The following is a 15,148-nucleotide window of genomic DNA, read 5'->3' as shown; positions in this document are numbered from 1 at the left end:
GTTACAAATTGTTTTTGAGTTGGTTGATTTGGTCTCTTATCTGTGCGGCTCGTTCGTAATCCTCTTCTTCGATTGCTTTCTGCAGGGCTGTTTTCAATATGCCTATTGTGTCTTCCTGCAACAGTTCGTCTTTGTCCGGCTCGCTGCCTCCCATAGGGTCGGTGGTGCTTTCGCCGGTTTTCAGACATTCTGTTTCGAGAATCTCTTCGTAGACAAAGATAGGAGCATTCATGCGCAATGCCAGGGCGACGGCATCGCTGGTACGGGCATCAATCCGGAGAATAGTCTCTTCGGCTTTCATGTAAAGGTAGGAGTAGAATACTCCGTTGTCTACTTTATAGATAAGAATACGCATCAGTTTTACACCCAGCACCTCAAGAACGGAAGCAAATAGGTTATGGGTCAGCGGACGGGGCGGTACAATACCTTTCATCTCGATGACCATAGCTTGTGCTTCGGTGGCACCTATAATAATCGGAAGCTGGCGTTTGCCACCCACTTCACCCAGTACCAGGGCATAGGCACCCGCTTGCGCCTGGCTGTTGGAAATGTTTAGTACTTGTAGTTCTATCTTTTTCTTATTCATACCTATTAAATCAACCTGACTCTCAATCAGTTTTTCTCTATTTTTTCCGGATTATGTTTATAGCGGAACACCATTCCAAATAGCAGACCAATGACTAAAGCATATCCTGCAAAGATAAGCCATACCGGTGTCCAGTCGCGGCTTACCAGTCCTCCGCCTTCGGCATATACCGAGAAGGCATCCACCACGGCTCCGCTGGCATAACCTCCGATGATGGCTCCCACACCGTTCGTCATCATGAAGAACAAGCCTTGTGCGCTGGCACGGATACTGGGATGTGCCTCCATTTCTGTAAACAGCGAGCCCGATACATTGAAAAAGTCAAATGCCATGCCGTAGACAATCATCGAGAGAATGAGCATCCAAAGTCCGCTTCCCGGGTCTCCGAGGGCAAAGAGCCCGAAACGGAATACCCATGCAAACATACTTATTAACATAACACGCTTGATTCCGAAATGTTTCAGGAAGAAGGGGATGGCAAGGATAAACAGCGTCTCACTCATTTGCGAGATGGAGAGCAGGATGACGGAGTGTTTTACACCGAACGAATCTGCATATTCGGGTATGGAAGCAAACGAACCCAGGAAAAGGTCGCCGTATGTGTTTGTTATTTGAAGGGCGGCTCCCAGCAGCATGGAGAACAAGAAGAAGATAGCCATCTTCTTGCGCTTGAACAGCACCAGTGCGTCCAGTCCGAAAGCGGAGAGCATCGTTTTTCCTTCGCTGCGCATGGGGGGGCAGGCTGGCAAAGTGAAAGCATAAAGTCCCAGCATGGCTGCCGATATGGCTGCCACATAGAGCTGTGCCGAACTTGCCTTGAACCCGGTGAGGTCCACAGCCCACATGGCACAGATAAAGCCTACCGTTCCCCATACACGGATGGGAGGGAAGTCTTTTATCAAATCCATCTTATATTTTTCCAATGCATTGTAGGATACGGTGTTGGCCAGAGATAGTGTAGGCATGTAAACGAGCATGTTGAGCAGCATGGCCCAGTACATGTGGTTGTATGTGGTGGCAGTTGAAGCATAAATCAGAGCACCGGCACCGATGAGGTGGAGTATGCCATAAAGGCGTTCGGCGTTTATCCATTTGTCGGCGATGATACCGGTCAGTCCGGGCATTATCAGTGAGGCTATACCCATGGTTGCAAAGATTGCTCCGATTTGTCCGCCTTCAAAATGTAACGTACCGCCCATGTAACCACCTAATGAAATCAGCCATGCTCCCCAAACGAAGAATTGCAGGAATTGCATGGCAGTGAGTCGGAATTTGATGCTCATAATATTAGCTTTTTATGTTTTGAATTATGTAATAGATGCAAATGTACAATGAGACTAGGAGAAAAACAAGTTCTGTACGGCTTTTTCTTCAACGAAAGAGATTAATGAGGGATGGGTTTTGGGAAGGAATGTATTATAAAAAAAGAAGGGTATCTATCCCAGACACCCAATCTTTATTAACCTTAAATCTAATACCATGAAAAACACAGTGCAAATATACACGGTTTATGTTATATAACATGCTGTTTTGGCGTATTTCTGCTTTTTATTAACTCTATTTAAGAAAAGCAGGCTAACAAAGCCTGCTTTTTCCTTTATTCTACATATAGAACCAGTCCTTTCAGGTATTCCCCTTCCGGATGATAGATGCTGACCGGGTGGTCGGCAGGTTGCGTCAGTTGGTGCAGGATGCGTACGCTGCGGCCGGACATGGCAGCGGCTGTGAACACGGCGGTGCGGAAGTTTTCTTTGCTGACGGCTTGCGAACACGAGAATGTGAAGAGGATGCCGCCGGGCTTGATTTTCTCGAAAGCCTTGACGTTCAGTTTGCGGTAGCCTTGCAGGGCATTGCGCAGAGCATCGCGGTGCTTGGCAAAAGCAGGAGGGTCAAGAACTATCAGGTCGTATTGGTCGCCCATGCGTTCAAGGTATTTGAAGGCATCTTCTGCATAGGCGGCATGGCGGGTGTCACCCGGGAAGTTCAGTTCGATGTTCTTGTTGGTCAAGTCGATGGCTTTGGCGGAGCTGTCCACGGAATGCACCAGTTTGGCGTCTCCACGCATAGCATATACGGAGAAGCCGCCGGTATAGCAGAACATATTCAGTACGCTGCGGCCTTTGGCATAACGTTCCAGTAGCGAACGGTTCTCGCGTTGGTCTACGAAGAAACCGGTTTTTTGGCCTTTCAGCCAGTCGATGTGGAACTTCAGGCCGTACTCCATGGCTACATTGTCCGTGCTGCCGCCTTTCAAGAAACCATTCTCCGGATAGAGGTCGGCCTTGAAGGGAAGGGTCGTCTCCGATTTGTAATAGATATTGTCAATCTGGCTGCCCATCACTTCGGTAAGGGCATCGGCAATGGCCATGCGGTCGAGGTGCATGCCGGCAGAATGTGCCTGCATCACTGCGGTACGGGCATAAATGTCGATAACCAGCCCCGGCAGGTTGTCTCCCTCCCCGTGCACCAGGCGATAGGTGTTGTTTGTCGGGTTTCCGGCTATGCCGATACTGCGGCGCATGTCGTATGCTATGCTGAGTTTGCGTTTCCAGAAGTCCGCATTGATTTCTTCTTCTTGACGGAAGGTCAGTACGCGTACGGCGATACTGCCAATCTGAAAATGCCCTTTGGCTATGAATTCCTTTTTGGACGTGTAGATTTCAACAACTTCCCCTTCTTCGGGCTCTCCGTCGAAATGTGCGATGGCGCCGGAAAACACCCACGGGTGAAAACGCTTTAATGACTCCTCTTTATTGGGTTTAAGGTATACTTTGTACATATATATATATAATGTGATTAATGTGGTAATCTGATAATGTGCATCACATTACCACATTATTATTGGCTTCTATCTCAAAATCTCCTGTCCGTTTCAGTTCTTGCAGCTTGTTGTAGATGTTGAGGCATGCCCAGGCATCGGTGGCGGCATACAGTTTCTGCGGTTCGGTCAAGGTTTCGGCTTCCCAGTTGGAAAGGCGCTGGCTTTTCGAAATCTTTTCCCCGAAGAGGATGGCGTATATCTTCTGCAGGCTTTTGTCCTGGATGCCGAAAGCGCGGACATATTCCTGCAATTCGATGCAGGCATGCTGTTCGAAGGGCGCGCGTTTGTGCAGCATCATGAAGTCGTCCCGCAAGGAAAGGCCTACTTTCGTTACGCTTGGGTTTTCCAGCAATGTGATAACCGGCAGAGTCAGTCCCGTCAGGTTGAGGCGGAACAGAAAGCAATGTTCCTCTGAGGAAATCTGCAGCAGGGCTACCTTGTGTATCTGTCCTTTTGTGAACGACGGACGGGTTTCGCTGTCTATGCCCAGCAACGGGCAGGACTTCAGATAGGCGACTGCCTTTTCCGCTTCCCATGGTGTCTGTACGACATGTATCTGTCCCGGAAAGGCGGCTTTGGGCAGGTCTTTCACTGTTTCTTTATCTATTGTTCTTTTGATAACCATAATTTAATATTCAAAGTCTGCGGTTTCCTCCTCTTCATCCTCGCCTTGCGCATACTTCACCTCGTGCAGGGCACGCAGGGTGTTGACAAGCTTCTGTCCCCAATGGAGGCGGAAGTTTTCCTGGCAGATGGCAAGCGAATCGTTCATCGTCTCGTTGAAACCCAGCTGGAATACGAAGATAAAGTCCTTGATGTCCTGGTATATGTCGGCCAAGTCTTCGGAAATGTTCCTGGTGATGGGCTGGTCACTATACTTCATGTCGGATACGAATACGTCCAGGTAGTCGTCTTTCTCGGCCAGGATATTGGCGAGGTTCATGCGGAGTACCTCATAGGTCTCTTCGGTGACGAATGTTTCCGGCGCCTCGTCTCCTATGGTTTCGCACTCGGGCAGCATGGAGGCCTTCAGGTAGAGCAGCGGAAGTATTTTTAAGGAGGTATCGACGAACGCGGAACGTTTCACCCCTTCCGCTTGTTCCAGAAACTTACAAAACTCGGCGGCTACGGTCACAAACTCTACGGCATTCCGGTCGAATATCACTTGACTTTCTTTTTTCATATCTTCTTGATTTGAAACGCAAAGATAGCGCAAACCGAAAGTAGAAGCAAATTAATTGGCAGGATTATTCTTTTTTCACTACATGATATTCTGTTCCTCTTGTCTTCCGGCGGCTGCTGATGCCCAGTTTGTGGAGTGCACGTCCGAACAGAGCCACTTTATTGATGGACAGCCGGTCTTTGGTCTTGGTTTGCAAGAAGGAGAGAATCTCCATAGGGGTCATCCAGTCTCCTTCCTCTTCATTTTCGGCGGGATGGAAGTGGCAGAGGAAGAGCTGTTCCAACGGTGTGGGCTGTTCAAACTCCCGGTTGGTCTGTTTCAAGATGGCTTCGTCGGAATCGTCCAGCCAGTAGCGTTCACCTTTGGCTATGGCATCCATGGCTTGTGCGTAGAGTTGCCGGTAGTTGATGGTGACATTGGTATGGATGGGGCCGGTGACTTCGATGCAGATGAAACGGCGGCTGCCGCTGGGGTCTGTCAGCAGGTCTTTCTGGTTGCTGGTTGCTATAAAGGAGGCGTAGCGTCTTATTTCCTGGATGGCGGTGCCGTAAGGCTTGCGCAGGTTTGCCACGGGTTTCTGCAGCAGATGCTTTAGAAAACCTTGCTGATTGACGCTGATTTGGTCGAATTCGTCGATGTTTATCAGGAAAAAGCGGCCGAGGCTCCGCTCTGCGTCCTGCTTGCTTTTGAAGTCGATACTGTCGGTATATCCGAAGCGCAGTTCGGGTGGCAGCAGGATGCGGCAGAAGGTACTTTTACGATAGCCTTGGGCTCCGACCAGTAGGGGAGACGTGTTGTTTCCATGCTGACGGTCGATGTTTTGCCAGTGCGCCGTCATGCTGAGAAACCAGCGGTAGAAGAGTTCCCGCCAGTACGGATTGTTGCAGGGGACGAGGTCGGCCAATGCGCGGATACGGTCCTTGCCGTCCCAATGTCCGGTGCTGTTCAGATATTCTTCGATGGGGTTGTACAAGGGAATGGCGTCCGAGTTGAGGTAGCGTGCCACATCTCTGTCCCATACGCTGATTCCTTCTTTCAGGGCATTCTGTCCGATACTGCTTCTTACCCGCTGGTCGGCAGGGCGGAAATGGAAGTGTATGGAGTCCCGTTGGCGGAATTCCAATTCTCCCAGCACGGTGTTCCAGCGGAACTCATAGCGTCTGTTCATGAATTCTTCCAGGCGGAAGGCGGTGATTTGGTCGCGGGTCATGCTGCTGCGGGTGCCGAAGCCTTTGCATTCGCGGTAGAGGTTGTGCAGGGTCATGCGCACCAGTTGTTCATCCGCTTCGCGGTAGTAGTGCATCATGACTTGACGTACTGCCTCTTCTTCGGGAATGCCGGCTTTGTAGCAATGCCCGGCAAGCAGGTAGAGCAGGGGGCGAAGGTCATCGCCCCGTTTCCAGTTTTCCAGCTCTTCGAAGGTACGGTTCAGGGCGGCTTCGAAGAGGATGGAGAAGGTTTGGGAGGCCGGATAGCCGGGGGCAATGCGCATCAGCGGGTTTGCTTCGGTCTGTTTCCGTTGGCCGAAGGTGGGCTCGTCGGGCACGGACAAAGGCTGTTCCAGACAGAAAGGGACGGCAGACGGATTGTAATAGGGACGGTCATCGAGCGTCATGCGGCAGCTTTGCTCCACGGCAGGTTCTTTCAGTGTGATGGGGTAGGGGAGCAGGGGCTGGTAACAGTTTACGGCGAGCCGGTAGGCAGCGGTATGAAACAGCCTGATTTTTTCTTCCTGCCTGGGGCGCGAACCGTCGGGGGTGGCAAACAGTACCCATATTTTTACGCTTCGTCCGCTGCTTCCGCAAAAGGCGGCAAAAGTTTGCGGCAGCAGGGCCGCCTGGCGCTTTACTTGCTCCACTTCCACGGCATTGGCCAGGTGGTTGACTTCAATCTGTACCAGTCCGTTGTAGGTTTTCAGGTATCTTTCCCCCTCTTTGCTGCGGGCATATTCTGCGGCAGGGCAGATGCGTGGCAGTTTGTCTATGCAGGGGTAGTGTCCGTTGCTTCCGGTGATGTGGGGAATGAGGCTGCGCAAGGCGGATATGTGTCCGGCTTTGTTCTCGGTTTTCATCTTCTCCATCAAGGTGTCGCTGGGCCATGTGCTGAATGTCTCTTTGCCGGTTTCACGAGCGGTGCGTATAAGGGTAAGTTTCATGAGTTGCTTGCTGTATTAAAGTTTGCAAAGCTACTGAAAAATGACGGGACAGCCGAGGAAAAGTGGAATTATGATGAAACTTCTCATACTTATTTTTTATTCTGGCTGTACGTCGTAATCCGACTGGTTTTTCACGCCGACAATGTCTTGCTTCTTCACCTCGGTTGTTAATATGTGCTGCAACTGCTGTGAGGTCAGCGTCTCGGTGGGAGAGAACTCAGCCGACTTCATATAGCTTAAAATGGCATTGCGCAGCTGACCTCCTTCCGGAGTGTGGCGAATTGCTTCGAGATTGCTCATACAAACCAATACCTTACCGTTGTCTACGGCAAATTCGAACAGCAAGCCTAACTTGTGGTTCCGTTCCACATTGTCTACTACTTGGATAAGCGGCTTGTATTCGTGGCGCGTAGCATTCAGAATAAAGGGGCGGGCATGGCGTACGATGCTCCACCATTGCCAGTTGCTATGGCACTCGGTGGGGAACTGCCGGAACAAGGGATGTTTCTCGTCCATCAGCAAGGAGAGGGTGCCCGGCGAAACTTCGCGGCCGGCGTTTTCCGAAATGCTTTTGAACATGGCATAGTTCCAGTAGTCAGGAGTAAAAAGTCCGCCTACACTCTGTTCTTCAATGGCTTTGTGGTCGGGTATAAGCAGTATCTTCCCTCCTTGGCTCAGTCTCTTTCGCGCCTCGTCATCCAAGGACTGACAGATGAAGATGTCCGCTTCGCTTTCCGGTGTCCGGTCGGGGTATACCCATAAGTTATAATAGTTATGATAATTCCCGGTGGTCAGTGTCAGTCGCAATTGGGCAGGCTTGTCTATTTCGGTAAGGGTGCTTTTCAACTCGCCCACCTGCATTGCTTTTCCTTGCTCTACATGGGCGGGGACTTTGCCTTCGCGAACAAAAGTTACGCTGTCACTCAGGCTTTCCAGACGCCAGCATAATGCATCAGACCATGGTTGCTCTTCGTAATTTGTCAGGGCGAGGCCTATGTTCAGCTCTTCTTTGTTGCTGTAACAGTAGGTGTCCATAAGCGCCAGCGGTACCACCGGAGCACAAAAGCCGCGGAATGTTTCGGGAGTGACAATGCCTTTGCTGTCCATGAAAGCATCCAGAATGCCTACCAGTGCCGAGCCTTGTCCGGGAAAGTCTTGAAGGTCGAGCATCTGGAATCCACCTAAACCGGCAGTGCGCAGGCCGTATTCAATATCAGCCTTGTAGCATTCGACGGCAAACCGGCCGGTGGCCTGATGGAATGCGTCAATCTGGTTCTGCAGTCCATTTTCATTGAGCCGGTCACGGAATATCTCCAAGTTATATGGATGCAATACGCCGGTGTATTTCTCCAACTCCTTGTAGTCGGGATAAATTTGGAACTGTCCGGTTTCGTGACTGATGACCGGTCGGGGAGATTTCGCTATGGCAGCAGTATAATCCGCACGGGTATTGGGACGGGTGTTGTTCAAGATACCTCCCTTTTCGGCATCGACAAAGGCAAACGAACTGCGTACGTGCGTTGTATAGCCTTCGCCTCCTCCTACCCGGCAGGTTGTCAGATAATCTTCACCGTCTATGGCACCTCCCCAACCCAGGAAGTTGTTGGAACCGAACGAATAGAGATGGCGGTTGTCATGTTTTCTGAATCCGTCCAGCCAATTGCGCATCAGGTCAACGTCGCCACCCAACTCGTTGCCCAGTCCCAACATGGTGAATGAGGGGTGATTGCCCATGTAGTCGAGGGTCATATAGGCTTCGTTCAGCAAGAAGTCATTCAGGCGATGGTTGTCCGGTGAAATGCTTCCCCATAAAGGCAACTCGGCCTGGAAATAGATACCCTCGATGTCGGCAGCGGCAAAAGCGGCGCGGGGCGGGGTGTAGGAATGGCAACGGTAGTAGTTGATGCCATAACTCTTGGCTGTCTGAAAAACTTTTCGCCAGGACTTTACATCCATCGGCGCATATCCGGTAAGTGGGAATACGCAAGCGTCGTGTTTGCCGCGCAAGAAGGTCTTGAAGCCGTTTATGGTGAACTGAGTACCTTCGGTGGCAAAGTCGCGCATACCGAAATCTGTTATTATATTGTCTTTACCCTCGTTTGTGGCAAGGGACACGTTCAGTGCATAAAGTGTGGGGTGGAATTCGCTCCATGTCTGCATCCGGTTGCCCATGTCGAGCGTCAGTTCTATCTTATTTTCACCTTTGCTCAAGCCGACTTGTTTTTCCATGTCCGGTAACAGGTGTTCTTGTTGGGTGTTCCACGTCTTGGCAGAAAGGGTCACTACGCCCGATTGCTCCGAATCGCTGTATATGTTTACATGGATGCGGGCCTTTTTCTCCTTTACAGATGGGTAGACTTGTACCTGCTTGAGATAGGTGTGTGGGGTCGCTTCGATGTAGAAGTCGCCCAGAATACCGTTCCAGTTGGTTTGTGTGCCGTCGGTCCAGGCATGCGAGCTTTGGATTTCGGCTGGTACGGAGCTGGGGGAATTGTCAATGCGTATCTTTATATGGTGGCTGCCGGGTGCCAAGGCCGGCAGGCTATAGCAGTGAGGTGCATAGATATGTCCCAACGTGCCGACGCTGTCCCCGTCTATCCAGAGAGTACTGGGCTTTGTACGTTCCATGAAGAGTATCAGGCGTTTCCCTTCCATCTGTACGGGAATTTCAACATCTTTTTCATATTCTACGATGCCGGAGTAGGGATAAGTCCGTGTCAACTGGGAGGTTACATTGGTGGGATGCCTGCCGTCTCCCAACTTGTTTTCATCCGTCGTACCGGGCAATGTGCAGTTCCCTAATGAACTGTTCCAATTTCCTGATAAATCGATTCGTTCTCTTATTGTCTGGAATTCTTTTTTGTCTGTACATGATGCCAGACATGCCAATAAGCATAATACAATGAAATTTCTCATAAACTACCTGTTTTTCATGGCCGGTGATTGATTGACCGGTTGCAAATATAGGGCATTGCTCCCGTCTCTCTGTATACAAAATGTTTCCAATTATGTGACGGGATGTTTTTTATTGCTATCTTCATGCTTGATATTAGTGTTGTTGAGTGTTCGTCATTATAACCAATCTTTTCACCATACGTCGTTACTCTATTGATTTTTCCGTGTGCTGCAACCGGTAAAAGTTTTTCTGTCTTTCAATCTTGTTCTGCAGTTCCTCTTCGGTGGGCATATAAAGCATGCATTTGGATACTGTTACTAAATTGGAAAAACGGCAATTTGTGTAGGCGTAAATCTTGGAAAAGTGGCATAAATCCTTTATATTTGCAATGGAAAAGAGGCATAGTGTGATTATTGCATTTAATAATCGAATAAACAAGAATAGGTTATGATAAAAAGAAAGATAGATGATTACATTCGCAATTACTACGAAACTAACCGTAACGCCCTGCTTATTACTGGAGCACGACAAATAGGTAAGACATATTCCATTCGTCAGTTCGGTAAGACGTTTAAAAGTTTCATTGAAGTCAATTTCGTCGAGATGCCCGAAGCGGTGGATTTGTTCAAGGGAGCAAAGAGCAGCGGTGATATTCTGCTCCGTCTATCGGCAATCACCTCCGTGCCGCTCATCAAGGGTGAAACGCTCGTCTTTTTCGACGAAGTACAGCAATGTCCCGATATTGTTACGGCAATTAAGTTTCTGGTGGATGACGGTTCGTATCGTTACATCTTGAGCGGTTCGTTGCTGGGCGTAGAATTGAAAGACCTGCGCTCGGAACCGGTTGGCTACATGGGTGTAAAGGATATGTTCCCACTCGATTTCGAGGAGTTTATTTCGTGTGTGGGTATAAATGACGCCGTTATCGGGGCATTGCATGAGGCATGGCGGAATCGCACTGCCGTCGATGAGTTTGTCCACGGCAAAATTATGGAGCTGTTCCGGCTCTATCTTGTTGTGGGCGGTATGCCTGCGGTCGTGAGCAAATATCTCGAGAGTAACAACCTGCAAGAGGTGATGACTGTGCAGCAGGATATCATTCGTCTGTACAAACGTGACATCGCCCAGTATGATCCTAATAACAAACTCTACATCGAGGAGATTTTTAATCTTATTCCCCCTGAGCTAAACGCTAAAAACAAACGCTTCATACTGAAACGATTGAATGAGCACGCAAAGTTCGACCGGGTCGAGAACAGTTTTTTATGGCTGACGAACGCGGGCGTGGCGCTACCCGTCTATAATGTGGAGGAGCCGAAAATGCCGCTCCTGCTTGCACGTTCACGCAATCTGTTCAAACTCTTCCAAAGTGATATCGGACTGCTGGCCAGCCAATATGCCGAGGGCATTCAGATGCGGATTATAAAAGGTGATAAGGACATCAATTTCGGTTCAATTTACGAGAATGCCGTAGCGCAGGAGTTGGTGGCTCACGGCATTGTTCCCTACTATTACAACAACAAGAAGCGCGGTGAATTGGATTTTGTTATTGAGCTTGAGGGTAAGGTACTGCCTATTGAGGTAAAATCAGGTAAAGATTACGAGACACACCGCGCTTTGTCCAACATCATGGATTGCGAGGAATACGACTTCTCCGAAGCAGTTGTGTTCAACAACGGTAATCTGCGCGTCGCAGGTAAGATTATCTATGCCCCGATCTATATGGCGATGTTCTTCGAGAAAAGCAATGTTGCTCCGACTTTTTATAAAGTGGATTTATCGGGACTGTAAAGTGTTCTATTCGGAAAATAATGCTTGCTATTGAAAAAGATTAGCATTCCTTTGCCAAGCCCCCTGCTTTTCATTATCTTTGCCTCTGTAGTTTGTAGTTGCGCACAGTCGTGGAATGTCTTTCTCATAGTTGTGAAGAAGGTGTATCACAAATATGAAGAAGGTAAACCACAGCTGTGCGCATCTTTTTTTGATAAGCTTTCAGCAGAAGGAAGAACGCTTCTTTGCGTAAGGAAGACCCATGCTCTGCCTAATGAAAGCCGGTACTTTGCATGAGCGAAACCTGCAGACAGCAACAGAAATGAATCTAAAAATGGAGGAAAGAATATGGCAATTTTATTTGATTGGTACGAAAACCCGAAAACGAAGGATAAACAAGGGGAAGAACTGACCCTGCATCCCCGGATTAAACTGAACGGCTCCACGACGACCGATGAGCTGCGCAGGCATATACAAGAATACTGCTCGCTGACCGAGACGGATGTACTGGCGGTACTCGATGCTTTGTCGCATTTTGTGGGACGCGAGCTGGGGGAGGGCAGGCAGGTACATTTGGACGGCATCGGTTACTTTGTTCCCACGCTGACCTGCACGGAACCGGTGACACTGGAGACAAAGCGGAAAAGTACTAAGGTGAAGTTGAAAAACATCACTTTCAGACCGGACAAGGCGCTGCGCAGTGAGATAGGAGTATTGAAGGTAAAGCCGCTGAAATTGCGGAATCTCACGAAAAAGAGGCTGACGGATGATGAGGTGAAGCAAAAAGTGGTGAACTATCTACGTAAGAATGAGTTCATCACCCGCAGTGTTGTACAGTCGATTTGCGGCATGACCCGCACGACTGCGACGCGGCAGATTCGTCGTCTTTGTGAGGAGAATGTGTTGGTGAACAAAGGGTTGCAGAAACAGCCGATTTATTTTTTGAAGGAAAAAGAGTAGGTTGATGCGTATAGGGCTTGCATGGATTGCGTCATGTAGGCAAAATCTGCCTGCATGCTTGCATGAGGTCTGCTTGCATGGCGCAATTTGTTGTAAATTAGTGCGATATGTCATTTCATGCAAGCATGTAAGTAAAACATGCGATAAAACTACAGTTGTAGATTAGGAATACCTATAATCGGCAGACGAGAAATTAAAGAATGAAAACAACGCGGCAGAAGGATAGTTTTTATTATTTTTGCAATCAATTCTCAATAGTTATTTAAAAAATATGGCAAAGAAAAATTCAACAGCTAAAGATACGGAGCTGTCACTCTCGTTTTTTGGGAAAGTGGCAGCGTTATTTAGAAGTGAAACTGTTCATTTCGTTATCGGCTTGGTACTGGTAATCTTTTCGGTTTATTTGTTGCTCGCCTTTTCGTCGTTCTTTTTCACGGGAGCGGCAGACCAGAGCATCATTGACGGAGGCAGTGCGCAGGAGCTGATTTCCACCAATAATGGGGTGAAGAACTACGCCGGTAGCCGCGGTGCGCAGTTGGCCAGCTATCTGATAAATGATTGTTTCGGTGTATCGTCTTTCCTGATTCTCGTGTTCCTGGCTGTGGCGGGATTGAAGCTGATGCGGGTGCGTGTGGTGCGCTTGTGGAAGTGGTTCATCGGCTGTTCGTTGATGCTGGTGTGGTTCTCGGTATTTTTCGGTTTTGTGTTTGTAGACCAGTACAAGGACTCTTTCCTCTATCTGGGCGGTATGCACGGATACAATGTCAGCAACTGGCTTGTGTCTCAAGTCGGTGTGCCGGGAGTATGGCTGCTATTGTTGGTAACTGCCATCTGCTTCCTCATCTATCTGAGTGCACGGACTGTCATCTGGTTGCGCAGATTGTTCAGTCTCAGCTTCTTGAAGCGTAAGGAGAAGGCGGAAAGCGTGCAGGGTGAAACGCCGGAAGAGTTCAAGACCTCTTGGGGTGCAAAGGAAAAGACTACTGCTCCGACACCGGAAGCTGCGGAGCCGGAAAAGGTTCTTGAAAAGGAGGAGGAGGTTGCCACAGAGGAAGAAGAGGACGAACCGCTGAATGAAATCACCCTTGACTTGGGTGGAAGTGATGGAAAGGTAAAGCCTGCCAAGTCTGCGGATGAGGACGTTACCATGACTTTTGAGACTCCTGCACCGGAGCCGGTACCCCCTTTTCGGGAACAGCCGGTAGAGAAGGAGCCGGCATTCCAGGTTGAGAAGGCTGAAGAGGAGGAGTATGTGGGAACGGAGAAGGAGCCGTACAATCCCCGTCTGGATTTGGAAAACTATCATTACCCCACAATAGACTTGATGAAGCATTACGATGACAATGGTCCGACCATTGACATGGTAGAGCAGAACGCGAACAAGGATAAGATTATCAATACTCTGCGTAGTTTCGGTATAGAAATCAGTACCATTAAGGCGACGGTAGGTCCTACGGTGACGCTGTATGAAATCACTCCCGAGCAGGGCGTCCGCATTTCGAAGATACGCGGTCTGGAAGATGATATTGCCCTCAGCCTTTCGGCGCTCGGCATCCGTATCATCGCTCCCATTCCGGGAAAGGGTACGATTGGTATCGAAGTGCCCAACTCCAATCCGAAGATTGTATCCGGTCAGAGTATTATCGGCAGCAAGAAGTTTCAGGAGTCTACTTACGACTTGCCCATCGCACTGGGTAAGACGATTACGAATGAAGTGTTTATGGTGGATTTGTGCAAGATGCCGCACGTGCTCGTTGCCGGTGCTACCGGTCAGGGTAAGTCCGTGGGGTTGAATGCCATCATCACCTCCTTATTATATAAGAAGCATCCGGCAGAGCTGAAGTTTGTGCTGGTAGACCCCAAAAAAGTAGAATTCAGCATCTACTCCGTGATTGAGCATCACTTCCTCGCGAAATTACCCGACGGGGAAGATGCCATCATTACGGACGTCACGAAGGTGGTGCAGACTTTGAACTCCATCTGTGTGGAGATGGATACTCGCTATGACTTGCTGAAAGCTGCCCATGTGCGCAATATCAAGGAGTATAACGAGAAGTTCATCAACCGTCGTCTGAATCCGGAAAAGGGGCATAAGTTCATGCCTTATATCGTAGTCGTTATCGACGAGTTCGGTGACTTGATTATGACAGCCGGCAAGGATGTGGAACTGCCCATTGCCCGCATCGCCCAGTTGGCGCGTGCCGTAGGTATACATATGATTATCGCTACACAGCGACCGACAACAAACATCATTACGGGTACGATTAAGGCCAACTTCCCGGCGCGTATCGCCTTCCGTGTATCGGCAATGGTCGATTCGCGTACCATCCTCGACCGTCCGGGAGCCAACCAGCTGATAGGCCGCGGTGATATGTTATTCCTGCAGGGAGCTGACCCGGTGCGTGTGCAGTGTGCCTTTATCGATACGCCCGAAGTGGCGGAGATTACGAAGTTTATCGCCCGCCAGCAGAGTTACCCCACTGCTTTCTATCTGCCCGAATATGTGGATGAAAATGCAGGAGGTGATTTGGGGGATGTGGATATGGGACGTCTCGATCCTTTGTTCGAGGATGCAGCCCGTCTCGTTGTTATTCACCAGCAGGGTTCCACATCGCTCATTCAGCGTAAGTTTGCCATCGGTTATAATCGTGCCGGCCGCATCATGGACCAGTTGGAGAAAGCGGGGATTGTGGGACCGGCGCAAGGTAGTAAGGCGCGTGAGGTGTTCTGTATAGATGAGAGCGACCTGGAAATGCGGTTAAACAATTTGCAATAAG

General features: G+C 49.4%; 10 protein-coding genes. 3 read left to right on the top strand and 7 right to left on the bottom strand.

The window, feature by feature from the left end; all coding sequences use genetic code 11:
- Position 1: 1 nt before the first annotated feature.
- From DXD78_RS10180 to DXD78_RS10150, 7 genes are all read right to left on the bottom strand, one after another.
- Positions 2-586 carry a bifunctional nuclease family protein gene (locus DXD78_RS10180; protein WP_005832936.1) on the bottom strand — a complete coding sequence of 195 codons (585 nt, stop codon included), beginning with the start codon at positions 584-586 and terminating at the stop codon, positions 2-4.
- A gap of 26 nt (positions 587-612) precedes the next feature.
- The gene (locus tag DXD78_RS10175; RefSeq protein ID WP_009038063.1) at positions 613-1,869 is read right to left on the bottom strand and encodes a nucleoside permease; all 1,257 of its coding nucleotides are present in this window, start codon (positions 1,867-1,869) and stop codon (positions 613-615) included.
- A gap of 314 nt (positions 1,870-2,183) precedes the next feature.
- Positions 2,184-3,365 carry a class I SAM-dependent rRNA methyltransferase gene (locus DXD78_RS10170; RefSeq protein WP_009038064.1) on the bottom strand — a complete coding sequence of 394 codons (1,182 nt, stop codon included), beginning with the start codon at positions 3,363-3,365 and terminating at the stop codon, positions 2,184-2,186.
- A gap of 43 nt (positions 3,366-3,408) precedes the next feature.
- Complete coding sequence (locus DXD78_RS10165; protein ID WP_005826911.1) at positions 3,409-4,032, bottom strand: 3'-5' exonuclease; 624 nt, start codon at positions 4,030-4,032, stop codon at positions 3,409-3,411.
- Positions 4,033-4,035: 3 nt separating this feature from the next.
- On the bottom strand, positions 4,036-4,590 hold the full coding sequence (locus DXD78_RS10160) for a DUF5063 domain-containing protein (RefSeq protein WP_008665189.1): 555 nt from the start codon (positions 4,588-4,590) through the stop codon (positions 4,036-4,038).
- Positions 4,591-4,654: 64 nt separating this feature from the next.
- Positions 4,655-6,745 (bottom strand): BT4734/BF3469 family protein, encoded by a 2,091-nt coding sequence (locus DXD78_RS10155; protein WP_117652704.1) that lies wholly within the window; start codon positions 6,743-6,745, stop codon positions 4,655-4,657.
- Positions 6,746-6,841: 96 nt separating this feature from the next.
- Positions 6,842-9,661: a glycoside hydrolase gene (locus tag DXD78_RS10150; RefSeq protein ID WP_117652703.1), complete on the bottom strand. Its 2,820-nt coding sequence runs from the start codon at positions 9,659-9,661 to the stop codon at positions 6,842-6,844.
- Between the two features lie 427 nt (positions 9,662-10,088).
- On the opposite strand from DXD78_RS10150, the gene DXD78_RS10145 reads away from it, so the two are divergent.
- The 3 genes from DXD78_RS10145 to DXD78_RS10130 all read left to right on the top strand — a co-directional run bounded on the left by DXD78_RS10145 (position 10,089) and on the right by DXD78_RS10130 (position 15,147).
- Positions 10,089-11,432 carry an ATP-binding protein gene (locus tag DXD78_RS10145; RefSeq protein ID WP_005832925.1) on the top strand — a complete coding sequence of 448 codons (1,344 nt, stop codon included), beginning with the start codon at positions 10,089-10,091 and terminating at the stop codon, positions 11,430-11,432.
- A 327-nt stretch (positions 11,433-11,759) separates the two neighbouring features.
- Positions 11,760-12,371: a winged helix-turn-helix transcriptional regulator gene (locus tag DXD78_RS10135; protein ID WP_005832923.1), complete on the top strand. Its 612-nt coding sequence runs from the start codon at positions 11,760-11,762 to the stop codon at positions 12,369-12,371.
- A gap of 271 nt (positions 12,372-12,642) precedes the next feature.
- Positions 12,643-15,147, top strand: a complete 2,505-nt coding sequence (locus tag DXD78_RS10130) for a DNA translocase FtsK (RefSeq protein WP_005832921.1) — start codon at positions 12,643-12,645, stop codon at positions 15,145-15,147.
- The last annotated feature ends 1 nt before the right edge of the window (position 15,148 follow it).

The sequence above is a fragment of the Bacteroides sp. D20 genome (genome assembly GCF_003436255.1).
Taxonomy (GTDB): domain Bacteria; phylum Bacteroidota; class Bacteroidia; order Bacteroidales; family Bacteroidaceae; genus Bacteroides; species Bacteroides uniformis.
The sequence above is the reverse complement of the archived record's forward strand: the minus strand, read 5'-3'. Positions and strand labels throughout refer to the sequence as shown.

What these genes read in the sequence shown, in the direction of transcription:
- DXD78_RS10165 (WP_005826911.1), bottom strand. Translation starts at nt 4,032, where the DNA reads ATGGTTATCAAAAGAACAATAGATAAAGAAACAGTGAAAGACCTGCCC.
- DXD78_RS10145 (WP_005832925.1), top strand. Translation starts at nt 10,089, where the DNA reads ATGATAAAAAGAAAGATAGATGATTACATTCGCAATTACTACGAAACT.
- DXD78_RS10175 (WP_009038063.1), bottom strand. Translation starts at nt 1,869, where the DNA reads ATGAGCATCAAATTCCGACTCACTGCCATGCAATTCCTGCAATTCTTC.
- DXD78_RS10160 (WP_008665189.1), bottom strand. Translation starts at nt 4,590, where the DNA reads ATGAAAAAAGAAAGTCAAGTGATATTCGACCGGAATGCCGTAGAGTTT.
- DXD78_RS10135 (WP_005832923.1), top strand. Translation starts at nt 11,760, where the DNA reads ATGGCAATTTTATTTGATTGGTACGAAAACCCGAAAACGAAGGATAAA.
- DXD78_RS10130 (WP_005832921.1), top strand. Translation starts at nt 12,643, where the DNA reads ATGGCAAAGAAAAATTCAACAGCTAAAGATACGGAGCTGTCACTCTCG.
- DXD78_RS10155 (WP_117652704.1), bottom strand. Translation starts at nt 6,745, where the DNA reads ATGAAACTTACCCTTATACGCACCGCTCGTGAAACCGGCAAAGAGACA.
- DXD78_RS10170 (WP_009038064.1), bottom strand. Translation starts at nt 3,365, where the DNA reads ATGTACAAAGTATACCTTAAACCCAATAAAGAGGAGTCATTAAAGCGT.
- DXD78_RS10150 (WP_117652703.1), bottom strand. Translation starts at nt 9,661, where the DNA reads ATGAGAAATTTCATTGTATTATGCTTATTGGCATGTCTGGCATCATGT.
- DXD78_RS10180 (WP_005832936.1), bottom strand. Translation starts at nt 586, where the DNA reads ATGAATAAGAAAAAGATAGAACTACAAGTACTAAACATTTCCAACAGC.